The sequence below is a fragment of the Pseudoxanthomonas sp. 68-E7 genome (assembly GCF_057773145.1).
Map to the genome: position 1 here is coordinate 384,301 of NZ_JBYMTI010000004.1, position 24,712 is coordinate 409,012.

20 protein-coding genes are annotated in these 24,712 nt (G+C 64.6%); 10 read left to right on the top strand and 10 right to left on the bottom strand.

Annotation, left to right across the window (positions count from 1 at the left end; all coding sequences use genetic code 11):
* Positions 1 to 29 precede the first annotated feature (29 nt).
* The 6 genes from murC (at position 30) to lpxC (ending at position 7,277) form a co-directional block, all read left to right on the top strand.
* Positions 30 to 1,499 (top strand): UDP-N-acetylmuramate--L-alanine ligase, encoded by a 1,470-nt coding sequence (gene murC, locus AC3DE2_RS12645; RefSeq protein ID WP_295379913.1) that lies wholly within the window; start codon positions 30 to 32, stop codon positions 1,497 to 1,499.
* A complete protein-coding gene (locus AC3DE2_RS12650; protein WP_295379881.1) occupies positions 1,496 to 2,461 on the top strand; it encodes a D-alanine--D-alanine ligase in 966 nt (321 codons plus the stop codon). Before murC ends, AC3DE2_RS12650 begins: the two co-directional genes overlap by 4 nt.
* On the top strand, positions 2,461 to 3,291 hold the full coding sequence (locus AC3DE2_RS12655) for a cell division protein FtsQ/DivIB (protein WP_488426453.1): 831 nt from the start codon (positions 2,461 to 2,463) through the stop codon (positions 3,289 to 3,291). The genes AC3DE2_RS12650 and AC3DE2_RS12655 overlap by 1 nt, the downstream gene beginning before the upstream one ends.
* The gene (gene ftsA, locus AC3DE2_RS12660; RefSeq protein ID WP_141455691.1) at positions 3,288 to 4,523 is read left to right on the top strand and encodes a cell division protein FtsA; all 1,236 of its coding nucleotides are present in this window, start codon (positions 3,288 to 3,290) and stop codon (positions 4,521 to 4,523) included. The genes AC3DE2_RS12655 and ftsA overlap by 4 nt, the downstream gene beginning before the upstream one ends.
* A 370-nt stretch (positions 4,524 to 4,893) precedes the next feature.
* Positions 4,894 to 6,123 carry a cell division protein FtsZ gene (gene ftsZ, locus AC3DE2_RS12665; protein WP_295379874.1) on the top strand — a complete coding sequence of 410 codons (1,230 nt, stop codon included), beginning with the start codon at positions 4,894 to 4,896 and terminating at the stop codon, positions 6,121 to 6,123.
* Positions 6,124 to 6,359: 236 nt separating this feature from the next.
* Positions 6,360 to 7,277, top strand: coding sequence for a UDP-3-O-acyl-N-acetylglucosamine deacetylase (gene lpxC, locus AC3DE2_RS12670; RefSeq protein ID WP_488426455.1), 918 nt, complete (start codon positions 6,360 to 6,362; stop codon positions 7,275 to 7,277).
* A gap of 183 nt (positions 7,278 to 7,460) precedes the next feature.
* Here the strand turns inward: lpxC and AC3DE2_RS12675 are convergent, their stop codons facing one another.
* Positions 7,461 to 7,934 (bottom strand): DciA family protein, encoded by a 474-nt coding sequence (locus tag AC3DE2_RS12675; protein WP_295379871.1) that lies wholly within the window; start codon positions 7,932 to 7,934, stop codon positions 7,461 to 7,463.
* An 8-nt stretch (positions 7,935 to 7,942) separates the two neighbouring features.
* Between AC3DE2_RS12675 and AC3DE2_RS12680 the strand changes: the two genes are divergently transcribed.
* From AC3DE2_RS12680 to AC3DE2_RS12690, 3 genes are all read left to right on the top strand, one after another.
* Entirely contained in the window at positions 7,943 to 8,893 is a 951-nt protein-coding gene (locus tag AC3DE2_RS12680; protein WP_295379869.1) for a M23 family metallopeptidase, read from the top strand.
* A 161-nt stretch (positions 8,894 to 9,054) separates the two neighbouring features.
* Positions 9,055 to 11,793, top strand: a complete 2,739-nt coding sequence (gene secA, locus AC3DE2_RS12685) for a preprotein translocase subunit SecA (RefSeq protein WP_295379867.1) — start codon at positions 9,055 to 9,057, stop codon at positions 11,791 to 11,793.
* A 386-nt stretch (positions 11,794 to 12,179) separates the two neighbouring features.
* A complete protein-coding gene (locus AC3DE2_RS12690; RefSeq protein WP_488426458.1) occupies positions 12,180 to 13,136 on the top strand; it encodes a Nudix family hydrolase in 957 nt (318 codons plus the stop codon).
* A 486-nt stretch (positions 13,137 to 13,622) separates the two neighbouring features.
* On the opposite strand, the gene coaE is transcribed toward AC3DE2_RS12690, so the two are convergent.
* The 6 genes from coaE to AC3DE2_RS12720 form a co-directional block, all read right to left on the bottom strand.
* Positions 13,623 to 14,252 (bottom strand): dephospho-CoA kinase, encoded by a 630-nt coding sequence (gene coaE / locus AC3DE2_RS12695; protein ID WP_488426460.1) that lies wholly within the window; start codon positions 14,250 to 14,252, stop codon positions 13,623 to 13,625.
* A gap of 315 nt (positions 14,253 to 14,567) precedes the next feature.
* The gene (locus AC3DE2_RS12700; RefSeq protein WP_295382657.1) at positions 14,568 to 15,431 is read right to left on the bottom strand and encodes a prepilin peptidase; all 864 of its coding nucleotides are present in this window, start codon (positions 15,429 to 15,431) and stop codon (positions 14,568 to 14,570) included.
* A gap of 9 nt (positions 15,432 to 15,440) precedes the next feature.
* The gene (locus tag AC3DE2_RS12705; protein WP_488426462.1) at positions 15,441 to 16,700 is read right to left on the bottom strand and encodes a type II secretion system F family protein; all 1,260 of its coding nucleotides are present in this window, start codon (positions 16,698 to 16,700) and stop codon (positions 15,441 to 15,443) included.
* A gap of 161 nt (positions 16,701 to 16,861) precedes the next feature.
* Positions 16,862 to 18,595, bottom strand: a complete 1,734-nt coding sequence (gene pilB / locus AC3DE2_RS12710) for a type IV-A pilus assembly ATPase PilB (RefSeq protein WP_488426464.1) — start codon at positions 18,593 to 18,595, stop codon at positions 16,862 to 16,864.
* Between the two features lie 80 nt (positions 18,596 to 18,675).
* The gene (locus AC3DE2_RS12715) at positions 18,676 to 19,809 is read right to left on the bottom strand and encodes a glycosyltransferase family 4 protein (RefSeq protein WP_488426466.1); all 1,134 of its coding nucleotides are present in this window, start codon (positions 19,807 to 19,809) and stop codon (positions 18,676 to 18,678) included.
* A complete protein-coding gene (locus AC3DE2_RS12720; RefSeq protein WP_488426468.1) occupies positions 19,809 to 20,510 on the bottom strand; it encodes a class I SAM-dependent methyltransferase in 702 nt (233 codons plus the stop codon). Before AC3DE2_RS12720 ends, AC3DE2_RS12715 begins: the two co-directional genes overlap by 1 nt.
* Before the next feature lie 31 nt (positions 20,511 to 20,541).
* On the opposite strand from AC3DE2_RS12720, the gene AC3DE2_RS12725 reads away from it, so the two are divergent.
* Entirely contained in the window at positions 20,542 to 20,967 is a 426-nt protein-coding gene (locus tag AC3DE2_RS12725) for a GtrA family protein (RefSeq protein WP_488426470.1), read from the top strand.
* Here AC3DE2_RS12725 and AC3DE2_RS12730 read toward each other — a convergent pair.
* From AC3DE2_RS12730 to AC3DE2_RS12740, 3 genes are read right to left on the bottom strand one after another with little or no spacing between them, the layout of a single operon-like run.
* Entirely contained in the window at positions 20,912 to 21,499 is a 588-nt protein-coding gene (locus tag AC3DE2_RS12730; RefSeq protein ID WP_488426472.1) for a class I SAM-dependent methyltransferase, read from the bottom strand. The genes AC3DE2_RS12725 and AC3DE2_RS12730 overlap by 56 nt on opposite strands.
* The gene (locus AC3DE2_RS12735) at positions 21,496 to 22,692 is read right to left on the bottom strand and encodes a glycosyltransferase family 2 protein (protein ID WP_488426474.1); all 1,197 of its coding nucleotides are present in this window, start codon (positions 22,690 to 22,692) and stop codon (positions 21,496 to 21,498) included. The genes AC3DE2_RS12730 and AC3DE2_RS12735 overlap by 4 nt, the downstream gene beginning before the upstream one ends.
* Positions 22,679 to 24,664 (bottom strand): glycosyltransferase family 87 protein, encoded by a 1,986-nt coding sequence (locus AC3DE2_RS12740; protein WP_488426475.1) that lies wholly within the window; start codon positions 24,662 to 24,664, stop codon positions 22,679 to 22,681. The genes AC3DE2_RS12735 and AC3DE2_RS12740 overlap by 14 nt, the downstream gene beginning before the upstream one ends.
* Positions 24,665 to 24,712: the final 48 nt, after the last annotated feature.

Sequence of the window (24,712 nt, forward strand, 5' to 3'; positions counted from 1 at the left end):
CCGACTCCCGGCACCGGAGGTGCCGCATGATGATGGCCGCCGCCCGTGAACGCCGCCTGCAGCACACGGGCAACCTGGCGCGCGAATTCCGTCGTGTCCACTTCGTGGGCATCGGCGGATCCGGCATGAGCGGCATCGCCGAAGTGCTGTGCACGCTGGGCTATGAAGTATCCGGTTCGGACAACGCCGACAACGCGGCGACCCGCCGGCTGGCCTCGCTGGGTGCGCGGGTGATGCGCGGCCACAATGCCTCCAACGTGCTGGGCACCGACTGCGTGGTCGTCTCCAGCGCGATCAAGCACGACAACCCGGAACTGATGGAAGCGCGCTCGCAGCGCATCCCGATCGTCCCGCGCGCGGCGATGCTGGCCGAGCTGATGCGCTTCCGCCGCGGCATCGCGGTGGCGGGCACGCATGGCAAGACCACCACCACCAGCCTGACCGCGGCGGTGCTGAGCGAGGGCGGCCTGGATCCGACCTTCGTGATCGGCGGCCAGCTGCTCGCCGCCGGCGCCAACGCCAAGCTCGGCGATGGCCAGTGGCTGGTGGCCGAAGCCGATGAAAGCGACGGCAGTTTCCTGCGCCTGAATCCGCTGATCTCGATCGTCACCAACATCGACGCGGATCACCTGGAGAACTACGGCAACGATTTCGAGCGGGTCAAGGCGGCATTTGCCGAGTTCCTGCAGCGCCTGCCGTTCTACGGCCTGGCGGTGCTGTGCATCGATGATCCCGAAGTCGCCGCGCTGGCAACGGAAACCCCGCGCCACGTGATGACCTATGGCATCGCCGACAACGCCGACGTGCGCGCCGAGGACGTGGTGCAGGAAGCCGGCCGGATGCGTTTCACCCTGCGGCTGCCGGAGGACGCCAGCATCCCGGTGACGCTGGCGCTGCCCGGTCGCCACAACGTGCTGAACGCGCTGGCCGCCGCCGCGGTGGGTTGGCAGCTCGGCGTTTCGCCGGAGAACATCGCCGCGGCGCTGGAGAAGTTCGCCGGCATCGGTCGCCGTTTCAACGACCTGGGCGAAGTCGCCACCGCCAGCGGTGCGCGGGTGCGCCTGGTCGACGACTACGGCCATCACCCGAAGGAGCTGGCCGCGGTGTTCGCGGCCGCGCGCGGCGGCTGGCCGGACAAGCGCCTGGTGGTGGCGTTCCAGCCGCACCGCTACAGCCGCACGCGGGATCAGTTCGATGCATTCGCCGCGGTGCTCTCGGAAGCCGACGCGCTGGTGCTGAGCGAGGTGTATCCCGCCGGCGAAGCGCCCATCGCGGGTGCGGACGCCCGCTCGCTGGCGCGCGCCATCCGCGCGCGCGGCCGCAACGAGCCGGTGGTGGTCAGCCAGGTCGCCGAACTGGTCGAGGTGCTGCCGGACGTGCTGCGTGACGGCGACCTGCTGCTGCTGATGGGAGCTGGCGACATCGGCCACATCGCCCAGCAGATCGCGGCGCACGGTTTCGTGGATCCCAACGGCGCGAAGGCGCAACAACACTCATGAGCAAGTTCCCGTTCCCGTCGCCACGCGTCACCGATCCGGCCCGTTTCGGCCGTGTCGCCGTGCTGCTGGGCGGCACCTCCAGCGAAGCCGAGGTTTCCCGTGATTCCGGCCGCAACGTGCTGGATGCGCTGCGCTCGCGCGGCATCGACGCCACCGCCGTCGACGGCATCCCGGCGTTGGCCGAGGCGCTGGTGCAGCGCCGCTTCGACCGCGTCTTCAACATCCTGCACGGCCACAAGGGTGGCGGCGAGGATGGCGTGGTGCAGGGGCTGATGGAAGCCTTCGGCATGCCGTACACCGGTTCGCCGGTGCTGGGCTCGGCGCTGAGCATGGACAAGGTGCGCACCAAGCAGGTCTGGTTGTCGCTGGGCCTGCCCACGCCGCGCTACGTGCGCCTGCTGAAGGGCGACGACGTGCATGCGGGCGCCCGCGAGCTGGGCCTGCCGGTGATCGTCAAGCCGGCCAACGAAGGTTCCAGCGTTGGCGTGACCCGGGTGTTCCAGGACAGCGATCTCGACAACGCGGTGGAACTGGCCGCCCGCTACGACGGCGAGTTGCTGATGGAACAGCTGATCGAAGGCGACGAGCTGACGGTGGGCGTCCTGGGCGACGTCGCATTGCCGTCGATCCGGATCGTGCCCAAGGGGCAGTGGTACGACTACCACGCCAAGTACGTGGCCGAGGACACCCAGTACCTGTGTCCCGGCCTGGAAGGCGACGACGAAGCCGAGATCCGGCGCATCGCGCTGGCCGCGTTCCGCGCCGCCGGATGCCGGGGCTGGGGCCGCGTCGACGTCATGCGCGATCGCGCGAGCGGACGTTTCTACCTGCTGGAAGTGAACACCGCGCCGGGCATGACCAGCCATTCGCTGGTGCCGAAGGCCGCGGGCCAGGCCGGCCTGGATTTCGCCGAGCTGTGCTGGCGCATCCTGGAACAGACGCTGCCGGAGGTGGACGGCTGATGAACGCCGTGCTGCGCATCCTCGCCTGGCTGCTGGCCGTCGCGCTTGTCGCGCTGCCGGTGGTGGCGGTGGTCAACGGCTGGATCGGCGCCGATCGCTGGCCGCTGACCCGGCTGCGCGTGCATGGCGAATTCGAGCGCGTGGATCCGGCGCAGCTGCGCGCGGTCGTGCTGCCCTATGCGCAGCGCGGCTTCTTCGCGGTCCGCCTGCAGGATGCGCAGGACGCGGTGGAAAAGCTGCCCTGGGTCGAACGCGCCGAAGTGCGCAAGCGCTGGCCCGACGTGATGGAGATCAGCATCGTCGAGCACCGGCCGTTCGCCCGCTGGGGCAAGGACCGCCTGCTTTCCGAACACGGTCGCCTGTTCCCGACCCCCAAGGCGCTGCAGGCGCTGAAGCTGCCGCAGCTGGGCGGTCCGGATTCGCAGGTGCAGGAAGTGATCGCGCTCTATAACGAGGCGCGCCAGCTGTTCGCGCCGCTCGGCCTGAGCGTGGAAGCACTGGTAATGGATCGCCGCGGCAGCTGGACGCTGATGCTGGGCAATGGCACCGAGGTGGTGATCGGCCGCGCCGATGCGCGTCCGCGCCTGAGCCGCTTCGTGCGCATGCTCCCGCAGATCCTCGCCCGCCAGGGACAGCCGCTGCTGCGCGCCGACCTGCGCTACACCAACGGCTTCGCGCTCAGTTGGGGCGCGGTGAAGCCGGGAGTGGAGATTGGTGATTCGGGATCACGCGTAGCCAATCCACCCTTGGCGGTGCATCGACGCGCCGAACCGCTCCCCGCTTTCCCCAATCCCCAATCCCCAATATCAAATCTCGGTTTTCCAACATGAATCGCAAGGGCGACAAATCGCTGATCGTCGGTCTCGACATCGGCACCTCCAAGGTCACCGCACTGGTGGGCGAATACGCCCCCGGCAATCCGATCGAGGTGATCGGCATCGGCTCGCATGAATCGCGCGGGCTGAAGCGGGGCGTGGTGGTCGACATCGAATCGACCGTGCAGTCGATCCAGCGCGCGGTCGAGGAAGCCGAGCTGATGGCCGGCTGCGAAATCCGTTCGGTCTACGCCTCGATCTCCGGCAACCACGTGCAGTGCCGCAACTCGCCCGGCATCGTGCCGATCCGGGACGGCGAAGTGACCTGGGGCGACCTGGACCGCGTGCTGGAGGCGGCCAAGGCCGTGGCCATTCCCGCCGACCAGAAAATCCTCCACGCCATTCCGCGCGAGTACAAGCTCGACAACTCGCAGGAAGGCATCCGCAACCCGGTCGGCATGACCGGCGTGCGCCTGGAAGTGGACGCGCACCTGGTGTTCTGCGCCCAGTCGGCCGCCGCCAACATCAGCAAGTGCGTGCAGCGCTGCGGCCTGCAGATCGATGACCTGATCTTCTCCTCGCTGGCGTCCAGCGTCGCGGTGCTGACCAGCGACGAGCGCGAACTCGGCGTGGTCCTGGTCGACTTGGGCGCGGGCACCACCGACCTGGCAGTGTTCATGCAGGGCGCGATCTGCCACACCGCCTCGCTGCCGATCGCCGGTGACCAGGTCACCAACGACATCGCGCACATGCTGCGCACGCCGACCCCGGAAGCCGAGCAGATCAAGGTGCGCTACGCCTGCGCGCTGGCCCAGCTGGCCACCGCCGAGGAAAGCATCCAGGTACCGAGCGTGGGCGATCGTCCGCCGCGCCGCCTGCCGCGCCATTCGCTCGCGCAGGCGGTGCAGCAGCGCTACGAGGAAATCTTCGAGATGGTCCAGGCCGAACTGCGTCGCTCCGGTTTCGAGGAGCGGGTGCGTGCGGGCATGGTCCTGACCGGTGGCGCTTCCAAGATGGAAGGCGTCGTCGAACTGGCCGAGGAAATGCTGCAGATGCCGGTGCGCGTGGGCATCCCGCAGCACGTCACCGGCCTGGGCGAAGTGGTCGGCAACCCGGTCCACGCCACCGGCGTGGGCCTGCTGCTGATGGGTAGCCAGATCGAACACCCGCGGCGGCCTTCACTGCCGACGGGCAAGGCCGGCAGCTGGTTCAAGAAGATCCAGAACTGGTATCGCGGGGAATTCTGAAGACCGGGATTCCGGAATAGGGATTCGGGATTCGCAAAAGCGACCAAGAGCAAAGAGCGGAGAGGCGGAAAGAAAGCGGCAGGTGCGGACGGTTTGCAGTAGCGATACGAACAAGCGCAAGGGCGCAAGTGTTCGCGGGTCTGGGCAGGGCGAAGGGAAACGGAAGGCACGCTTTTCCGAATCCCCAATCCCGAATCCCCAATCCCGGCAACAAGCGGCAGGTAGAGACGAATTGCAGTAGTGCGGCACGCAACAACCACTAAAACACAACAACTCGCTGGCAGAGGGCGAGGGCTGGAGGAACCGGAAGGCAGTTTTTCCGAATCCCCCATCCCGAATCCCCAATCCCGGCTCAAAGAGGACAACGGACATGGCACATTTTGAACTGGTTGAAAAGATGGCTCCGAATGCGGTGATCAAGGTCATCGGCGTGGGCGGCGGCGGCGGCAACGCCGTGGCGCACATGGTCAATGGCAGCGTGGATGGCGTTGAGTTCATCACCGCCAACACCGATTCGCAGGCCATCAAGAACTGCGGCGCCAAGCTGCAGCTGCAACTCGGCGGCAACGTCACCAAGGGCCTGGGCGCGGGCGCGAATCCGGAAGTCGGCCGCCAGGCCGCGCTGGAGGATCGCGAGCGCATCATCGAGGCGCTGGACGGCGCCGACATGGTGTTCATCACCGCCGGCATGGGCGGTGGCACCGGTACCGGCGCCGCGCCGGTGGTGGCGCAGCTGGCCAAGGAGATGGGCATCCTGACCGTGGCCGTGGTCACCAAGCCGTTCCCGTTCGAAGGCCGTCGCCGCATGCAGGTCGCGCTGAAGGGCATCGAGGAACTGAGCCATCACTGCGACTCGCTGATCACTATCCCGAACGAGAAGCTGATCACCGTGCTGGGCCGCAACGCGACCATGATCCAGGCCTTCCGCGCCGCCAACGACGTGCTGCTGGGCGCCGTGCAGGGCATCGCCGATCTGATCGTGCGTCCGGGCCTGATCAACGTCGACTTCGCCGACGTGCGCACCGTGATGAGCGAGATGGGCCTGGCGATGATGGGCACCGGCCACGCACGTGGTGACGATCGCGCGCAGGCCGCCGCCGAGAGCGCCATCCAGAACCCGCTGCTGGACGACGTCAACCTGTCCGGCGCCAATGGCATCCTGGTCAACATCACCGCCGGCCCGGATTTCACCATGGCCGAGTTCGACGAAGTGGGCCGCACCATCGAGGGCTTCGCCTCCGAGGACGCGACCGTGGTCGTCGGTACCGTGCTGGATCCGGATATGCAAGACGAAGTGCGCGTGACCGTGGTCGCCACCGGCCTGAACCGCGCCGTTGCCCGCCAGCCGGTGGGCCGTGGCCTGGACCGCGAGCCGGTGCGTGCGCCGATCAAGCTGGTCCGCGACGCGACCACCGGCCTGCCGGCTTTCGACGCCATGGCCAATGTCGATCCGGTGGCCGATGCCGTCGGCGGCCTGGGCCTGCGTCGTGGCTCGGCGGCTCCGGCCACCGCGTCGGCGCCGTCCTCGGCACCCGCCGCGGCCGACCTGCCGGCGGACTACCTGGACATCCCGGCGTTCCTGCGCCGCCAGGCGGACTGACCTCCGCCGTCTGAACACCCCTCCCGCCGGTCCGGGGGAGGGCGCGGTACCGCCATGTCCCTTTGCTGCCGGGCCCGCCCGGCCCGGCAGCCCTTTCCGTCCCCGCCGGGGGAACCGGACAGGCTCGCGCGGCATTGTTTCAGCCGTGGGACAAAGCAATTCTTCCGTTAAGATTCAGCTAATTGCGTGCTATTCTCGCCGCTCTTGGTCAGCACCTTCACCTCGGTCCCCCTCCGATGGCCCAGCAACGCACCCTCAAGAACGTGATCCGCGCCACCGGCGTGGGCCTGCACAGCGGCGAAAAGGTCTATATGACGCTGCGTCCGGCCCCGGTGGACACCGGCGTCGTGTTCCGGCGCGTGGATCTGGATCCGGTGGTGGAAATGCCGGCCAGCGCCGAACTGGTCACCGAGACCACGCTGTGCACCGGCCTGAGCTGCGATGGCGCCAAGGTGCAGACGGTCGAACACCTGATGTCCGCGCTGGCGGGGCTCGGCGTGGACAACGTCTATGTGGAGCTGTCCTCGGCCGAACTGCCGATCATGGATGGTTCCGCCGGTCCCTTCGTGTTCCTGCTGCAGTCCGCCGGCATCGCCGAGCAGGGCGCCCCCAAGCGCTTCATCCGCATCAAGTCGCCGGTGGAAGTCACCGAAGGCGACAAGGTCGCGCGGTTCGAGCCCCATGACGGTTTCCGGGTCGGCTTCACCGTGAAGTTCGACCATCCGATGATTCCGGCCTCGCAGTCGCGGGCCGAAGTGGAGTTCTCCACCGGCGCCTACATCAAGGAAGTGTCCCGCGCCCGCACCTTCGGTTTCATGCGCGATCTGGAATACATGCGCGAACGCAACCTGGGCCTCGGCGGTTCGATGGACAACGCCATCGTCCTGGACGAGTTCCGCGTCCTCAACGACGACGGCCTGCGCTACGCGGACGAATTCGTCCGCCACAAGATCCTCGACGCCATCGGCGATCTGTATCTCGCCGGGCGGCCGATCCTGGGCGCCTACGAAGGCTACAAGTCCGGCCACGCCCTCAACAACAAGCTCGTGCGGGCCCTGCTGGCCCAGCCGGAAGCCTGGGAAGAAGTGACGTTCGAGGACGCCGGCCATCCCGCGCCGGTGCTCTACGGCGCTCCCTCGATCGCCGCGGCCTGACCGCTGGCCCTTCCCATCGGAATGCTTTCTCCTGAAACCGTATCCCCCGGATGCGGCGGGCGCGCATTGTCCAATATGTGATTCAGGTCTTGTTTCGACCCTGAATTTAACTTCTTATTAACTTTTGTCTAACGACCCGGGCTGCCACGCCCGGTACCATGCCTTGCCTTCGCGTCGCGGGACCTAGCGCTTTCGCCCGCCGCGCCGGTTGTCAGGAGCAGTACCTCCTCCGGCGGAGTCCGGAGATTCCAAGGATGCCAGGACAGCCGCCAGCGCCTTGCGCGAGGCTTCCGAAACAGGTGGTGCCGTCGTTTCCGCCCGGGAATTCGGGTGGAGCGGGGCGGTTGTTGTTTTGATGGCCACTTCGGTGACCGTCAGCCCGACGGATCGGGCGGCATCAAGCAGTTCGGCGGAGGCGAGCCTGAGTTTGGCCCGCCACACGGGGGAGTCGACGATAAAAACGAGCCGTTCGCCGGCCACGTTTGCCAGACGGCAATGCGGGGCCAGGGCGGGCGGGAGACAGGGGCGAAGTTGCTGTTCCAGGGTGTCGAGCCAGAGGGCACGGCGAACCGGGTCGGCGGCAGCATCCGTCAGCGCGGCCTGCAGGGCCGGTTGTGGAGTGCTTGCGCCACGCGGCTTGGACTTCGAATCAGACATCGGTATCTATGGCTTTTCAAAACATCGTAAACAATTCGCGCGCCTGGTTGGTCCAGCATCTGGCCGGCCCCGCCTACAAGGCGCGCATCCTGGTCCATGCAAGGCCGCTCACCGTCGCTTCCTGTCTGCTCGCCGTCGGCCTGATCGCCGGCCTGGCCGGGCGCAGCGCCATGGGCATGGCCCAGGTCTCGCTGCTGCAGGCCAAGACCGAACGCCAGGACGCCGAGCTCGAGCAGGTGCGCCGCGGCGCACAGCAGGAAATCAACGCGATGGCAGCGCGCCTGGGTGAACTGCAGGCCCAGGCCAACCGCCTCAATGCGCTCGGCGACCGCCTGACCCGGATGGGCCAGCTGCAGGACGGCGAGTTCGACTTCGAGGAGCCGGTGGGCGTCGGTGGCAACGACGCCGTCTATGACATGTCGCCGGCCGAACTGGATCAGGGCGTGGCCCAGCTGGAGCGCCAGTTTGCCGCTTCCGGCCAGCAACTGTCGGTGCTGGAAGCACTGCTGTTCAACCGCGAGCTGGACAAGAACGCCACGCCCTCGCGCATGCCGATCGCCAACAGCTACATCACCTCCGGCTTCGGCGGCCGTGCCGATCCGTTCGGTGGCGGTGGCCAGTACCATAAGGGCATCGATTTCAAGGCCAGCGTCGGCGACCCGGTGCTGGCGGTGGCCGACGGCGTGGTCAGCTTCGCCGGCATCAAGGGCGGCTACGGCAACGTGGTCGACGTGGACCACGGCAACGGCTACGTCACCCGCTACGCGCACAATTCGCGCCTGGTGGTGAAGTCCGGCGACCTGGTGCGGGTCGGCCAGGAAGTGGCCAAGGCCGGTTCGACCGGTCGCTCGACCGGTGCCCACGTGCACTTCGAGGTGTGGGAAAACGGCCGGGTGGTCAACCCGCGCAAGTTCCTGGGCGATGGTCCGACCCCGGTCGGCAAGATCAAGCGCGGCTGAGCGCCGGCGCGGGACCTCCGGCAGGGTTGATTCCCCCGGGGGCGCCCCAAGCTACAATACGGTGTTGCCAGACGGGGCGCATAGCGCCCTGTTTCGTTTTGGGGTTCCCGCCAGGGTGATTGACGACGGCCCCCGACGCTCATTTCCAACCGGTTCCCTACATGATCAACAACTTGCTCACCCGTGTCTTCGGCAGTCGCAACGAACGCCTGCTGAAGCAGCTCCAACGCAGCGTCGGCAAAATCAATGCCCTGGAACCGGAGATGCAGAAACTCTCCGACGACGAACTCAAGGCCAAGACCCCGGAGTTCCAGAAGCGCATCGCCGATGGCGAGTCGGTGGACAAGATCCTGCCGGAAGCGTTCGCAGTCTGCCGTGAAGCCAGCCGCCGCGTGCTCGGCATGCGCCACTACGACGTCCAGCTGATCGGCGGCATGGTGCTGCACCTGGGCAAGATCGCGGAAATGCGCACCGGCGAAGGCAAGACCCTGGTCGCGACCCTGCCGGTCTACCTCAACGCCCTGGAAGGCAAGGGCGTGCACGTGGTCACCGTCAACGACTACCTGGCCCGCCGCGACTCGGCCTGGATGGGCCGCCTGTACAACTGGCTGGGCCTGTCGGTCGGCGTGGTCTACCCGGGCATGCCGCACAGCGACAAGCATTCGGCCTATGCCGCCGACATCACCTACGGCACCAACAACGAATTCGGTTTCGACTACCTGCGCGACAACATGGCGATGGCCAAGGAGGACCGCTTCCAGCGCGGCCTGCATTACGCCATCGTCGACGAGGTCGACTCCATCCTGATCGACGAAGCGCGCACGCCGCTGATCATCTCCGGCCCGGCCGACGAATCCCCCGAGCTGTACCTGCGGGTCAACCAGATCGTGCCGAAGCTCATCAAGCAGGAGAGCGAGGAAGGCGAGGGTGACTTCTGGGTCGACGAGAAGGGCAAGCAGGTCCATCTGTCCGAAGCGGGCATGGAGCATGCCGAGGCGCTGCTGCTGCAGGCCGGCATCCTGAAGGACGAGGAAGACAGCCTCTACGGCGCCAACAACCTCACCGTGGTGCATCACCTCAACGCGGCGATGCGCGCGCACGCGATCTACCAGCGTGACGTGGACTACATCGTGCGCGACGGCGAAGTGGTGATCGTCGACGAGTTCACCGGCCGCACCCTGCCGGGCCGCCGCTGGTCCGACGGCCTGCACCAGGCGGTGGAAGCGAAGGAAGGCGTGCCGGTCCAGCGCGAGAACCAGACGCTGGCCAGCATCACCTTCCAGAACCTGTTCCGCATGTACAAGAAGCTGTCCGGCATGACCGGCACGGCGGATACGGAAGCCTACGAGTTCCAGAGCATCTACGGCCTGGAAGTGATCGTCATCCCGACCCATCGCCCGACCGTGCGCAAGGATTCGCCGGACCAGGTGTTCCTCAACCGCAAGGGCAAGTTCAACGCGGTGCTGGCGGACATCCAGGACTGCTACCAGCGCGGCCAGCCGGTGCTGGTCGGCACGACCTCGATCGAAACCTCCGAGATGCTGTCGGACTTCCTCAACAAGTCCGGCGTCCCGCACGAAGTGCTCAATGCCAAGCAGCACGAGCGCGAAGCGCACATCGTCGCCCAGGCCGGCCGTTCCGGCGCGGTCACCATCGCCACCAACATGGCCGGCCGCGGCACCGACATCGTGCTGGGCGGTTCGCTGGAAGTGGAACTGGAGCAATTGCCGGAAGGCGCCTCCGACGCCGACCGCGAGCGCGTCAAGGCCGAATGGCAGCAGCGCCACGAAGCGGTCAAGGCCGCCGGCGGCCTGCACATCATCGGCACCGAACGGCATGAATCGCGCCGCATCGACAACCAGCTGCGCGGTCGTTCCGGCCGCCAGGGCGATCCGGGTTCGTCCCGTTTCTACCTGTCGCTGGAAGACAACCTGATGCGCATCTTCGCCTCGGACTGGGTCCAGAAGGCGATGAAGCTGATTGGCATGAAGGAAGACGACGTGATCGAGGATCGCCTCGTCAGCCGCCAGATCGAAAAGGCCCAGCGCAAGGTCGAGGCGCACAACTTCGATATCCGCAAGAACCTGCTGGACTTCGACGACGTCAACAATGATCAGCGCAAGGTCATCTATTCGCAGCGCGACGAACTGCTGGAAGCCGACTCGGTCAAGGACAACATCGACGGCATCCGTGGCGACGTCGTCGCCGAAAGCGTGGCGCGTTTCGTGCCGCCGAACTCGGTCGACGACCAGTGGGACCTGGGTGGGCTGGAGCGTGAACTGGCCGAGGAAATGGCCCTGTCGCTGCCGGTGACCGCCTGGCCGAAGGAAGCCGAGGAGCTGGACGCCGAAGCCATCGAGCGGCGCGTCCAGGAGGCGATGGACGCCCATTTCGAGGACAAGGAAAAGGTCATCGGCGGCGAGACCATGCGCGCGCTGGAAAAGCACATCATGCTGACCGTGCTGGACAAGAACTGGAAGGAACATCTGGCGCGCATGGACTACCTGCGCCAGGGCATCCACCTGCGCGGCTACGCGCAGAAGCAGCCCAAGCAGGAATACAAGAAGGAAGCTTTCGAGCTGTTCTCCGAGATGCTGGAGCGGGTCAAGCGCGAGGTCGTCACCATGCTGGCGCGCGTGCGCATCCGCACCGAGGAGGAAGTGGCCGAACTGGAAGCGCAGGAGCGCGCGATGGCCGAGGCGCAGGCGCGGCAGATGCAGTTCCAGCACGCCGATGCCGGTGGCTACGGCGCCGACGAGGAAGCCGAACAGGCCCAGGCCGCGATGGCCGGTCGACCGGTGGCGATGCCGGCCGATGCCGGTCCCAAGGTCGGCCGCAACGATCCCTGCCCGTGTGGCAGCGGCAAGAAGTTCAAGCACTGCCACGGCCAGCTGGCTTGATACCCGGCAGTTGAGTAAAAAAACAGGCGCCCGCGGGGCGCCTGTTTTTTTTGGGGGGCTGGTTCGCCGTCCCGCCCATCCCCTGTCCCTTCCCCGCCCGTGGGGGAAGGTGCCGAAGGCGGATGGGGACAACCCAGCCCAGGCAAGCCGCAAGCGACCCAACCCCGCATACCCCGAACTCTCCCTTCCCCCGCCCGCGGGGGAAGGTGCCGAAGGCGGATGGGGGCAACCCGGCCAGGGCAAGCCGCAAGCAAACCAACCCGGCACACTCCGAACCCTCCCTTCCCCCGCCCGCGGGGGAAGGTGCCGAAGGCGGATGGGGGCCAGCCCCGAACCGTGACCCGCCGCATTTGCATTCGTGCGGAAATTACCGGCAAGCTTCGGCCATGTCCTCCGAACCCCTGCGATCCATCCACGTCGTTGCCGGTGTCATCAGCGATGCTCGCGGCCGCATCCTGCTCGCCCGCCGGACCGAGGGCCGGGACCTGGCGGGCCGCTGGGAGTTCCCCGGCGGCAAGCGCGAGCAAGGCGAAACCGAGGCCGAGGCGCTGATCCGGGAACTGCAGGAAGAACTGGGCATCACCGCCGAGATCGGCGAACCCATCATCAATGTCCCGCAGCAGTATCCCGACAAGCGTTTGCGCCTGGATGTGCGACGGGTGGTGTCATGGAAGGGCAGTCCGCGCGGACATGAAGGCCAGGCGCTGGCCTGGGTGGCGCCGGAAAAACTGCCCCGCTACGCGATGCCGCCGGCCGATCGCCCGGTGGTCGCCGCACTGCTGCACCCGGATCGCTATCTGGTCACGCCGTCGCCGGCGGATGTTGCCGACGACACCTGGCTGGCGGCGCTGGAACGCGCGCTGGAAGCGGGTGTGCGCCGCTTGCAACTGCGAATGCCGGGCGTGGACGACGCCCGCCGCCGCCGCTTGGCCAGCGTCGCGGTCGAGGCCAGCCGGCATGCCGGCGTCGAGGTCCTGGTCAATGGGGACATCGGCCTGGCCCGCGACCTGGGCACGGGCGTGCACCTGCGCGCGGCTCAGCTGCCGGAACTGTCGGTGCGGCCGCTGCCGGACGGGCAAGCGGTGGCCGCTTCCTGCCATACCGGCGAGGAACTTCGTCGCGCCGAGGATCTGGGCTGCGACTTCGTGGCACTGGGCAGCGTGCGGGAAACCGCCACCCATCCAGGCGGCAGCGTGCTGGGCTGGGAGGGCTTCGCCCGCCTGCGTGAAGCGGTATCGCTGCCCATCTACGCCATTGGCGGCCTGCAGCCGGATCACATCCTGGAAGCCCGCCAGCACGGCGCACAGGGCATCGCGGCGATTCGCGGTCTCTGGGGCGGATAACCGCCGGGTTTGCCCGGGTGCGCTTTGCCTGGCCGGGTGCCCCCATCCGCCTTCGGCACCTTCCCCGCGGGCGGGGGAAGAGACGGTTCGGGGTGTGCCGGGTTGGGTTGCTTGCGGCTGCCCTGGCTGGGTTGCCCCCATCCGCCTTCGGCACCTTCCCCCGCGGGCGGGGGAAGGGAGGGTTCGGGGTGTGCGGTGTGCCGGGTTGGTTTGCTTGCGGCTTGCCCTGGCTGGGTTGTCCCCATCCGCCTTCGGCGCTTTCCCCCGCGGGCGGGGGAAGGGAGGGTTCGGGGTATGCGGGGTTGGGGCGCTTGCGGCTTGCCTGGACTGGGTTGCCCCCATCCGCCTTTGGCACCTTCCCCCGCGGGCGGGGGAAGGGAGGGTTCGGGGTGTGCCGGGTTGGGTCGCTTGCGGCTTGCCTGGGCTGGGTTGCCCCCATCCGCCTTCGGCACCTTCCCCCGCGGGCGGGGGAAGGGAACGCGCGCGTTATCGGGCGGATTTGTCCATGGCGGCCGCGAGGCGGCGGTAGCGCGCGTCGAGTTCGCTGACCGCGTGTTCCAGGTGGGTGATGTGGCCGTCGTTGACCACGATGTCGTCGGCCAGCGCCAAGCGTTCATGCCGGCTGGCCTGGGCGTCCAGCATGCGTTCGGCAAGTTCGGCATCGATGCCGTCACGCTGCATCAGCCGCTCTTTCTGCACGGCTCGCGGCACATCGACCACCAGGATGCGGGCCAGCCAGGGGTAAGCCTCCCGGCCACCGCCCTCGGTCAGCAGGGGAATGGTGGCGATGGCATACGGGCTGTCCGCATCACGGCAAAGCGCCTGCATGCGCAGGCGGATGCGGGGATGAAGGATGTCCTCCAGCGCACGGCGCTCGGTTTCGTTGCCGAACACCCGGGCGCGCAGCGCCGCCCGATCCAGTCGGCCATCGGCCTGCAGCACGCCCTGTCCGAACCGCGCCACGACCTCCGCCAATGCCGCTTCACCGGGCTCGACGATCTCGCGCGCGACCCGATCGGCGTCGGCAATGCCAACACCGCGTGCGGCGAAGGCCCGTTCCAGTGCGCTCTTGCCGGAGGCGATGCCGCCGGTCAGTCCAATGACGTATCCGCTCATCCGCCCATTATTGGCCGGAACCGTGCCGTTGTAGAACGAAGCGCAGCTTGAAGCATCCCTTCCCCCCGCCCGCGGGGGAAGGTGCCGAAGGCGGATGGGGGCAACCCCGCCAGGCAAACAGTCAGCCAAGCCAACCCGCACACCCCGAACCGTCCCTTCCCCCGCCTGCGGGGGGGGGGGGCAACCCCGCCAGGCAAACCGTCAGCCAAGCCAACCCGCATACCCCGAACCGTCCCTTCCCCCGCCTGCGGGGGAAGGTGCCGAAGGCGGATGGGGGCAGCCCGGCCAGGCAAACCACCAGCCAAGCATCCGGCGCTATTTAAGTCCGGCGAAGCGAAGGTAGGCGTCGATCAGATCCTCGCCCCAGAAGAACACCACCCAGCCGGCGACGGCCAGGTAGGGGCCGAACGGAATGGGCGTAGCCCGATCGCGGCCCTTCGCGGCCAGCCAGATCGAACCGATGATCGCGCCTACCAGCGACGACAGCAGGATGGTCGGCAGCACGCCCTTCAGGCCGACCCAAGCGCCGATGGCCGCCAGCAACTTGAAATCGCCGTGGCCCATGCCTTCCTTGCCGGTCAGCTGCTTGAACAGCCACCACACCGACCACAGCGACACGTAGCCGGCAATCGCGCCCAGCACGGCGGCCTTGGGCACCATGTAGAGGTTTTCCAGGCTGGCGATCAGGCCCAGCCACATCAGCGGCAGGGTCAACTGGTCCGGCAGCAGGCGGGTACGCAGATCAATACCTGACAGCGCCACCAGGAAGCAGCTCAGCAATGACGCGCCGAATCCCTGCCAGCCGAAGCCGAAGCGCCAGACCGAGGCGACCACCAGCAGCGCGGTCAGCAGCTCCACCAACGGGTACTGCGCCGAGATCGGCGTCTTGCAATAGCGACACTTGCCGCGCAGGGCCAGCCAGCTGACCAGCGGGATGTTCTCGAACCAGGCCAGCTTGTGCTTGCAGTGCGGGCAGTGCGAACTCTCGACCACGATGCCGGGTGGCGGCGGGTCGTAAATCTCCGGTTCTTCCAGGATTTCGCGGGCATCGCGCCGCCACTGCCAGTCCAGCTTGCGCGGCAGGCGCAGGATGACCACGTTGAGGAAGCTGCCCACCAGCAGGCCCAGGCCGGCCGCAACCGGAAAGCCCAGGCCGGGGTGTTGATCGAGAAATGCCATCGGGCGAGTTTAAACCGTTGCAGCGAGCTTGAAGATGGGCAGGTACATGCCGATGACCATGCCGCCGACCAGGATGCCGATGACCACCATGATGAAGGGCTCGATCAGGCTGGACAGCGCATCCACGGCGTTGTTGACCTCCTGCTCGAAGTACTCCGCCACCTTGAACAGCATGGTGTCCAGGGCACCGGCTTCCTCGCCGATGGCGGTCATCTGGATCACCATGTGCGGGAACAGGTTGACCTGCTTCATCGACATGTTGAGCGGATAACCGACGGCCACATCGTCGCGGATGCGATGGATGGCCTTCTCGTAGACGGTGTTGCCGGTTGCTCCGGCCACCGTGTCCAGGGCTTCGACCAGCGGTACACCGGCCTTGAAGGTCACCGCGGTGGTCCGGGCAAACCGGGCGACCGCGGACTGGTGCATGATCTGCCCCACCACGGGCACCTTCAGGATCGCGCGGTCCAGGAAGTGCTGAAACGCTGGCGAGCGCTTGAACATGAAGATCGAGAGGAAAATCGAGCCCACCACTATGAGCAGAATGAGCCACCACCAGCTGACCATGAAGCGCGACATGGCGACGATCATCTGGGTGAACGCCGGCAATTCACCACCAAAGCTCTTGAAGGTCTCCTCGAACTGCGGCACCACGAAAATCAGCAGGATGGCGCTGACGATAATCGCCACCGCGATCACCATGGCCGGGTAGAACAGCGCCTTCTTGATCTTGCCCTTCAGGGCCTCGATGTTTTCCTTGTAGCTGGCGATGGTATCCAGCACCGTTTCCAGCACGCCCGCGCTTTCACCGGCGCGGACCAGGTTGCGGTAGAGCTCGTCGAACTGCACGGGATGCTTGCTGATTGCCTCGGTCATCGACGAACCGCCTTCGATGTCGGTCCGGATCTGGCCAACCATCTTCTTCATGCGCGGGTTCTTCTGGCCGCCCTCGATGATTTCCAGCGAGCTGACGATCGGCACGCCCGATTTCATCATGGTCGCCATCTGGCGACTGAAAAAGGCGATTTCCTTGGGCGTGATGGTACGGCCGCTAGAGCCAAATAGCGGCTTGGGCTTGACCTTGACGACGTTGGGGGTGATGCCCTGCTTGCGCAGTTCGGCGCGGAGCATGTTGGCATTCTTGGACGTCTGCTCGCCCTTCATCTTGACGCCGCGCTTGTCGACGCCTTCCCAGACGAAGGTACTCATCGGATTGTCTCGAGCCGGGTTGGCAGCGGTCTTCTTGGCGGCAGAACGGCTAATGGCCATCAGGGTATCCCCGTCCGGCTTCCCCGACCGGACTTCATTCCGCATGGTAGCGGTTTACGGCGTGAAGGGAACTCCCCCGGCCTGTGACGCGGGGCAGGATTTGGCAACCTGCCCCGTCCCTGGGGGGAAAGAAGCGAAGCCGGGAGTCGATTCGGGGCAACTCAATCCTTGGTGACGCGGTTGATCTCGGCCAGGCTGGTGACACCGTTCCGGACCTTCATCAAGGCCGACTGACGCAGATCCCGGACGCCGGCCCTCTGCGCGGCCTCGGCGATCTGGATAGCGTTGCCACCCTCCAGCACGATGGTCGCAATCTCCTCGCTCATCGGCATGACCTGGTAGATGCCGGTACGGCCCTTGTAGCCTTCGGTGCATTCGTCGCAGCCCACGGCGTCGTACAGGGTGAAGCCGGCGCTGATTTCGTCCTCGGTGAATCCTTCTGCCACCAGGGCGTGATGGGGCAGTTCCACCGGCTGCTTGCACTTGGTGCACAGGCGCCGGGCCAGACGCTGGGCGATGACCAGGGTCACCGAACTGGTGATGTTGTAGGGTGCGATGCCCATGTTCATCAGGCGGGCGATGGTCTGCGGGGCATCGTTGGTATGCAGGGTGGACAGCACCATATGGCCGGTCTGGGCGGCCTTGATGGCGATCTCGGCGGTCTCCAGATCACGGATTTCGCCGACCATGATGATGTCCGGATCCTGGCGCAGGAAGCTGCGCAGGGCCGCGGCGAAGGTCATGCCGCGCTTGGTGTTCTGCTGCACCTGGTTGACGCCGGGAAGGCGGATTTCCACCGGATCCTCGACCGTGGAGATGTTGCGGATCTCGTCGTTGAGGATGCCCAGCGCGGTATACAGCGACACCGTCTTGCCCGAACCGGTCGGACCGGTGACCAGCACCATGCCGTAGGGCTTGTGGATGGCGTCCTCGAACAGCTTCTGCTGATCCTTCTCGTAGCCCAGCTTGTCGATGCCCAGCTTGGCCGCGCTGCCGTCCAGGATACGCAGCACGACCTTCTCGCCGAACAGGGTCGGCAGGGTGCTCACGCGGAAGTCGACCTGCTTGCTCTTGCTGAGGTTCAGCTTGATGCGGCCGTCCTGGGGAACCCGCTTCTCGGCGATGTCCAGCTGCGCCATCACCTTCAGGCGGGCCGCGATGCGCTGGTTGAGCTTGGTCGGCGCCTTGGCGACCTGCTTGAGGATGCCGTCGATGCGCAGGCGCACCCGGTAGTCGTTCTCGTAGGGCTCGAAGTGGATGTCCGAGGCGCCTCGCTTGATTGCGTCGATAAGCACCTTGTTGACGAACTTGACCACCGGAGTGTCGTCGCCCTTGGCGTCGACACCGGACTCGTTGGCAGCCTCGTCGTCGTTGCCTACCTCCAGGTTCTCCAGCCCTTCCTCGTCGTCACCACCAAAGGTGCTGCCGAGGTTGCTGCTGGCATTGATCCACTGATCAAGTGCCCGCCGCAGGGAATCGTCGTCGACCAGGATAGGTTCCACCACCAGGTTGGTATGGAACTTGATCTCATCCAGTGCCTGCATCTTGTTGGTCGGGTCCGAGACGCCGACGAACAGCTTGTTGCCGCGCTTGTAGATGGGCAGAACCTGGTGTTTCTGCAGCAGCTCCTCGCTGACCAGCTTGACCGCATTGTGGGCGACGTCGAAGGAAGCGACATCCAGCAGCGGCATGCCGAACTCGACCGCGTTGGCGGCGGCCATCTGAGAAGGGGAGGCGAGCTTCTTTTCCGCGATCCACTGAGCAAGCGGGACCTTGGCTGCCTGCGCATCGGCCATCGCGCCGCGGGCGGCGGTTTCGTCGAGCGCCCCGTCCATGACCAGACGGCGTGCGATACCGGTGATGCCAACCAGATTGGCGGTGGGGACGGCACTCATGCGCGTTCTCCTGAAATTCGGCTAGATACTAGCCAGACGGGGGATTCCGGAGCAAGCCAACCGCGGCGACCGGCTCATGGTTAGGCGATGCCGCGGATGATCCGGGCATAGTGAGCGGTACAGGCTTGCCAAGACCATTGGCTTGCCAAGCTGTGGGCGGCACATCGCAGGGCGCGGAGCCGGTCGGGATCGGCGATGGCCGAGGCGAGCAGGGCGCGCAATTCCTGCGCCTGGTTGGCCCGGTGCTCATCGTGGACGAACACGCCATCCAAGCCGCCCTCCGCGAAACTGCTTGCAACTTCCGAGCTAACCAGCACCGGCAGCCCGCAGGCCAGCGCTTCCTGGACTACCAGTGGAAAACCCTCGCCCACGCTGGGAAGTACCATCAGGTCCGCGGCCCGGTACAAATCCGCCAATTGTGCCGGCGCAAGGTCTTTCAGCAAGTTGATGTTGTCCCGCGGGATATCCCAGGACGCCGGACCCAGAGGTCCCTTGCCGACGAAGGTCCATTCGGTGCCGGGAAGGTCCACGCAGCCGCGCAACAAATGGACACCTTTCTTTTCGACGAAACGTCCGACAAACAGCATCTTGAGCTTTCCGTCTCGCGACCGCTCCGGAATGGCCGGATGAAAGATCTCGTGATCCACGCCATTGAAAACCACCTCGGGGCGGTTCCTGAACTTCACGAACGCCGAGAAGTAGGCATGCACCGTCGGCGAAACAAAGGTCACCGCGTCCGAGGATGCCAACATTCCCCGGGAGATCGTCCGGTTGGCCAATCCATGCAGGAAACGGAGCAAGCCGGACCGGAAAGGAATCGTGCCGATGTGCTGGGTAATCAGGATTTTCTTGCGCTGCCGTTTGGCGAAAGCAAAGGCTGCGAGCGACGACAGGTACAGACAGTCGTGGATATGGACCACTTCCGCCTTGCCGATGGCGCGATTTAGCTGGCGCATGCTGGAAAGGCCCCACAACGGGGCCGGCAGACCGACTGCTTTCTCGAGGAAGTCGACGGACTCGGCACGGGTGATGTGCAAGGTGGTGGTAGAAGCCGCCGGCATTTCCTCCGGCGGTCCACCCGCAAACCAGTGCAGCGGGAAGCCCGCCCGGTTCAATTGTTCCGACAGGTGGCCTGCAACGCGCTCGATGCCCCCGCCGTGCCGGGGAAAAAAAGCGCTGACAACCACCACGGCGGGAAACTTCGGCGATGCCATCAGTCGGCCCGCAGACCCGAAGCGACGATGACGTACACGGCCGAATTCGATTCCCGGATGGAGGCCGGGGTCAGCCAATCCTCCAGTTTCATGCGCAGATGCATGAAACCGCAGATGATGGCCGATGCCCACTGGCCCGGCATGCCGAACCGGGACAGCACGGTGTGATAGCCGATCGCCCTGAACTGGGTCGTCCAGGCCAGCGGACCCACCAGTGCCTGGATGCTCTCGGGCTCGAACCCGCGTTCGGCCAGTTCCCTGACCAGCCCATCCCGGGTCCAGCGCCGGTAATCGGTTGGGTGGGGATGGTAAAGCCAGGTTCCGTGAGTACTCAGCACCAGGCGCCCGCCGGGCTTGAGCACCCGCCTGCATTCGCGCAGGTAGCTGTCGATGTCCCAGACGTGTTCCAGCACCTGGACGGACAGAACGCAATCCACGGCGCCGTCATCGAAAGGCAGGCGCTGGTCCGAAGCCAGAACCACGTCCACCCCTTCGCCAGGCACGATGTCGCAGGCGACGTAACGATCGAACATCGGCGCGACGATCTCACGATACGGAGCAGTCCCGGAGCCGTAGTCGACCACGACGCCCGAAGGGCGGGATGCCCGCCGGCAGCCCGTCATGAGGGCTGCCCTCAACAGATTGAGCGTGTAGGCGTCGTGCTTCCAGAATGGAGGCTTCAGTCTGCTATCGTCGTGCATCGCCAACCACCTCGCCGAGCCCGCCAGCCCCATGGTTCCCCGCAGATCCGCGCCCAGATTCCTCATCGTAGGCGGCTTCTGCTATGCCCTGAATTTCCTGATTCTTCTCGTAGCCACCCAAGCGGTGCATCTCCACTATCTGCCTTCGATGGTGATATCCATCCTGGTGGTCAACGTGGTGGGATGGTGGCTCAACAGAACCTGGACCTTCGACGCCGGGGCAACTGGCCTGGCTACAAGTTTCATTCGCTACACCACCGCGTCGATGGCGAGCATGTTGTCCGCGTTGGGCGCCATGGTCGTATTGGTCTCGCTGCTGGGTATTCATCCGCTGCTTGCCAATGTCCTGGTGGCGGTCGCGATGGTGGTGGTCAACTTTTTCCTGCACCGGAATTGGTCCTTCAGGAAGCGTGTGGATTCCGGCAGAACAGGGAAACATACTGGAGGCGGTTGGTAAGCGCCCCCAATAGCCCTTGATGGCATCGCGCCGGCCAGATGCGCCGAACTTCCAGCCATCCCATATCCTCGAGGACCGATTTCCACTCCCATTTCCGCTGATAGTTGTGGGGGGACGGGATCCCGAAACGCCGATTGCCCAGTTCATCGAGAATCGCAAGCGCGTACTCGCCGAGCCGCGTCTGGTAGGTATGGTCCTTGATGAGGATATACCTGTCGGAGACCCGTGCCAGTTCCCTGAGGCTGTCATGCGGTGATGGGCAATGGTGGAGGACATCGATGGCATAGGCGATGTCGAACGAGCGGTCAGCGTAGGGAAGCGGCGAATCGCCGTCATACAGGGTCGGGGTGAAGTACACGACATCACGTAGCTTCACGTCGATCGCCTCAATTCGATCGAAGCGCTGTCGCTTTGCCAACTGGGCGGCATACCAACCGTCACCTGAGCCGAAATCCAAGGCATTGCCAGCACCTTCCGCCATGGCCAGCACGGACTCGAACTCCCGCAACGTCCTTTCCTTGTAGCCGCTCATGACAGCAATTTCCTGCGCGCGGGAAGCCGGATTGCCTCGAGGAGGAACGCGGTAATGAAAAGTTCGCTGCCAAGTGAAAGGAAGGTGGTCGACGGCACCACAAGGCGCATGGTTTCCCTAGGGTCCAAGGCACCAAACCCGGATCGTGCCCAGTCGACGAATGCGGAGGCGGTAATGCCCAGGCCGGCGAGCAGCAACAAGAGGGAGCAGGCAATGAGGAACTCGAGCGACGGTTGGGTCATCGCGCGGTTGCTGGCTGGAGGCAGCCAGCCATTCCGGATGCCGATGGAAGTGGAAAGGAACGAAAACATGATCATCTGGAAACCTACCACGAGCATGACGCCCGCATAGGCCATGGTATGGATGTCCAAGCCGATATGGCCGATCACCACCAGGTTCGAATAGATGATCAGCATCAAGACCGCCCCCAGCGCGCTCAGCACGATGCCGGGAAACAGGAACAGCCATCGCGGACTGTGCAGGAACAGGAACTTGAGGTGGCGCCAGCCATCCCGCCAGGTGCGCAGGTGGGGAGGGCGGCTGCGACCATCCTTGCGCAGGGTAGTGGGAACTTCTGCAATCCTGAGGCCGTGCATGGAACTCTTGACAACCATTTCACTGGCGAACTCCATGCCATCGGAGTTCAGGGCAAGTTCCAGGATCGCATCACGACGGAAGCCGCGCAGGCCGCAATGAAAATCACCGATGTCGTTTCGATAGAAGAGCCGCCCGATCGCGCTCAATACCGGATTTCCAAGGTACTTGTGCAGGAACGGCATGGCGCCCGGACTGATGCCTCCCTTGAAACGGTTGCCCATCACCAGTTCGTTGCCGGCCCGTAGTGCCTGGAGCATCAGCTCAAGTCGAGAGAAATCGTAACTCTGGTCGCCGTCTCCCATGATGACGTATCGACCGCGCGCATGTTCAATGCCTGATTGAAGTGCGGCGCCGTATCCACGCCGGTCTGCCGTGATGACTCGGGCCCCTGCATCCAATGCCAGTTGTTGGGAGCCATCTGAGGAGCCATTGTCCGAAACCAGGACTTCGCCTGAGACGTCCAGCCTCCTGAGAAAGGAGGCAGCTTCCTGCACGCAGGCAGAAATCGTCTCTGCCTCGTTGAGGCAGGGAATAAGGATGGTCAGCTCCAGTGGGAGCGGAGTTCGTTCCAGAACCATTTCATCATTTCCGTTCATAGCGTCGCATCTCCGCTTCGAAGCCTGCGAAACCCCGCTTTCCTTCATAGGGAAGCTTGCACTCGAACTTGCCCACATCCTGCCACCACGTATTTGGGGTGCCTACAAGAATCGGCTGGAACTGGCCTGTGAAGGCGTACGAAATGTAATTATTTTCGTAAGAAAGGATAAGAACTGCGCTGTCGTACTTGGGATAAATTCTCACCCACATATCGTTCACCTTCTCTATTTGAGGGGCGAGAGGGTGGAAAATTTCCGGACAAGCATGCTCGAATGCGTCAAATATGCGTTCCGCGTTTTTACGTTCCGCCACATAGCGTGAAGGAGATGCCGCTGCATCGCAAATGACCAGTTCTTCCGGCAAGGCTTCTTCGAGATGGCGATTGAGCGCGATGTCCAATGCAGGAGCCGCGTTGATATTCGCTTCCTGGCATGTTCCATCCACGATGCGAAGATCAAGGCGATCCAGATAGTCATTGCCCCGGTTGACGAGGGCCGCATCCGGAAGGCGTGCGTCGATAAGCGCGGGCCTCTGCAGCACGATTTTGATATGCCCGGCATGCTTGTGGATGAGCCGGAACAATCCTTTCGACGCTGGGCCTTGGCTGGGCAGGGAGTTTTGTCCATTTACCAGGACGACAAACGCGGAATCCGGGTGCACCCGCGTGACCAGTTCAGTGTGGGACTTCTGGGCGAGCGAGATGAAAAGATAGGGTTGTTCGGTGAGATTGGCTGGCAGGTCAATGGATACCCAATCTTTGGACCACTGTTGGGAATTCCATCGTTTAATGCCAGCGTCGAAGGTCACGAAAATCTGCAGCAATAACAGGAGCCAGCCTACGAGTATTGCGTACCTGCGTGGCAGGAAAGTGCCAAGCAGCAAGGTGGCGGCGGGGCCGAGCGCCATGAACAAAGGAATGGCATAGCGTGAGTTGCCGGAGGTCATCAGCCAAAGCACGTAGGATGCCAGAACGAAAATGGCGTACTTCCAGGCATCCGGATATCCGATAGGCGAAACCATTACCCAGTTCCGGCGTACGACTAGGGACAGGGCGGAAAAAGCAGCGGCCAGCAAGAGTGCGAGAGGCAGGATGTTGGGAGCGGATACTTCGAGGTGAGACCAGGAATTGTATTTCGCCAACTCCAATGGGGTGAGCATTGCTTCGCCAAAGGACGCTGGAACGAAACGCCCCACAACGGCCGCATCGGTGGCATACAAGGGCGATTCAAACAGAGAGTTGAAAAAGGGAAATAGAGGATTTCCGGTGTACTTGTAAAGCAGAAAGCTCCAATAGCCCTGGAACGATGCCAATCCTCCGAGCATACCCAGCGCAAGTGCGAAGTTCCGGTTAAACCATTGCCTGGCGGCCTCCTCTCTGAGCGGAAACGTCGCGCACGCGATGAGGGCAATGGCGAATACCAGATTGGTGAGTTTTACGGCTATGGCCGCACCAATAAGTACTCCTGCAACTGCATGCGCAGCAGGGGTTTTTTTTGTCAGGATGAGCCAAAACGCACCCAGTACCAATGCCGAACCTACTGGGTCCGTGAAAGTGGAGCCAATATGGGCTAGCAGGATGGGGCAGATGAGCCCGGCCAGGATGCCCGGTACCACAAGTGGGAGCCGCTCTGGCCGACTACGTATCAGGTCGCGGCTGATTAGCAGAAGGAAGATGCCATTGAGGCTATGGACGGCTGCCAGGATGATGCCGGTAGCCAGACTGGTGAGGTGCGCTTTCTGGGCAAGTGCGAATGGCAGGAATCCAATGGGATTCAGGAATCCCTGCATGCCTGCGCCGAAGTAGTCCTGGTCGAACCGATGTCCGAACAATGTCTGAGCCGCATACGCGTGGTATGCGAAGTAATCCCAAGGGGTGTCGCGACCGAGGTATATAGAGATGCCTACGAGCGACAACGAGATCAGGAGCGCCAGAGTCGGCACTTTGAAGACGAGCGTAATAAGGCGTGTCATGTCCGTCGCGCTGGTATTTCTTGAAGGTATCGCATCCCCGAACGCTTA

What these genes read in the sequence shown, in the direction of transcription:
- AC3DE2_RS12705 (WP_488426462.1), bottom strand. Translation starts at nt 16,700, where the DNA reads ATGGCCATTAGCCGTTCTGCCGCCAAGAAGACCGCTGCCAACCCGGCT.
- ftsZ (WP_295379874.1), top strand. Translation starts at nt 4,894, where the DNA reads ATGGCACATTTTGAACTGGTTGAAAAGATGGCTCCGAATGCGGTGATC.
- coaE (WP_488426460.1), bottom strand. Translation starts at nt 14,252, where the DNA reads ATGAGCGGATACGTCATTGGACTGACCGGCGGCATCGCCTCCGGCAAG.
- lpxC (WP_488426455.1), top strand. Translation starts at nt 6,360, where the DNA reads ATGGCCCAGCAACGCACCCTCAAGAACGTGATCCGCGCCACCGGCGTG.
- AC3DE2_RS12735 (WP_488426474.1), bottom strand. Translation starts at nt 22,692, where the DNA reads ATGAACGGAAATGATGAAATGGTTCTGGAACGAACTCCGCTCCCACTG.
- secA (WP_295379867.1), top strand. Translation starts at nt 9,055, where the DNA reads ATGATCAACAACTTGCTCACCCGTGTCTTCGGCAGTCGCAACGAACGC.
- murC (WP_295379913.1), top strand. Translation starts at nt 30, where the DNA reads ATGATGGCCGCCGCCCGTGAACGCCGCCTGCAGCACACGGGCAACCTG.
- AC3DE2_RS12725 (WP_488426470.1), top strand. Translation starts at nt 20,542, where the DNA reads ATGGTTCCCCGCAGATCCGCGCCCAGATTCCTCATCGTAGGCGGCTTC.
- ftsA (WP_141455691.1), top strand. Translation starts at nt 3,288, where the DNA reads ATGAATCGCAAGGGCGACAAATCGCTGATCGTCGGTCTCGACATCGGC.
- pilB (WP_488426464.1), bottom strand. Translation starts at nt 18,595, where the DNA reads ATGAGTGCCGTCCCCACCGCCAATCTGGTTGGCATCACCGGTATCGCA.
- AC3DE2_RS12720 (WP_488426468.1), bottom strand. Translation starts at nt 20,510, where the DNA reads ATGCACGACGATAGCAGACTGAAGCCTCCATTCTGGAAGCACGACGCC.
- AC3DE2_RS12680 (WP_295379869.1), top strand. Translation starts at nt 7,943, where the DNA reads ATGGCTTTTCAAAACATCGTAAACAATTCGCGCGCCTGGTTGGTCCAG.
- AC3DE2_RS12675 (WP_295379871.1), bottom strand. Translation starts at nt 7,934, where the DNA reads ATGTCTGATTCGAAGTCCAAGCCGCGTGGCGCAAGCACTCCACAACCG.
- AC3DE2_RS12655 (WP_488426453.1), top strand. Translation starts at nt 2,461, where the DNA reads ATGAACGCCGTGCTGCGCATCCTCGCCTGGCTGCTGGCCGTCGCGCTT.
- AC3DE2_RS12650 (WP_295379881.1), top strand. Translation starts at nt 1,496, where the DNA reads ATGAGCAAGTTCCCGTTCCCGTCGCCACGCGTCACCGATCCGGCCCGT.
- AC3DE2_RS12715 (WP_488426466.1), bottom strand. Translation starts at nt 19,809, where the DNA reads ATGGCATCGCCGAAGTTTCCCGCCGTGGTGGTTGTCAGCGCTTTTTTT.
- AC3DE2_RS12700 (WP_295382657.1), bottom strand. Translation starts at nt 15,431, where the DNA reads ATGGCATTTCTCGATCAACACCCCGGCCTGGGCTTTCCGGTTGCGGCC.
- AC3DE2_RS12740 (WP_488426475.1), bottom strand. Translation starts at nt 24,664, where the DNA reads ATGACACGCCTTATTACGCTCGTCTTCAAAGTGCCGACTCTGGCGCTC.
- AC3DE2_RS12730 (WP_488426472.1), bottom strand. Translation starts at nt 21,499, where the DNA reads ATGAGCGGCTACAAGGAAAGGACGTTGCGGGAGTTCGAGTCCGTGCTG.
- AC3DE2_RS12690 (WP_488426458.1), top strand. Translation starts at nt 12,180, where the DNA reads ATGTCCTCCGAACCCCTGCGATCCATCCACGTCGTTGCCGGTGTCATC.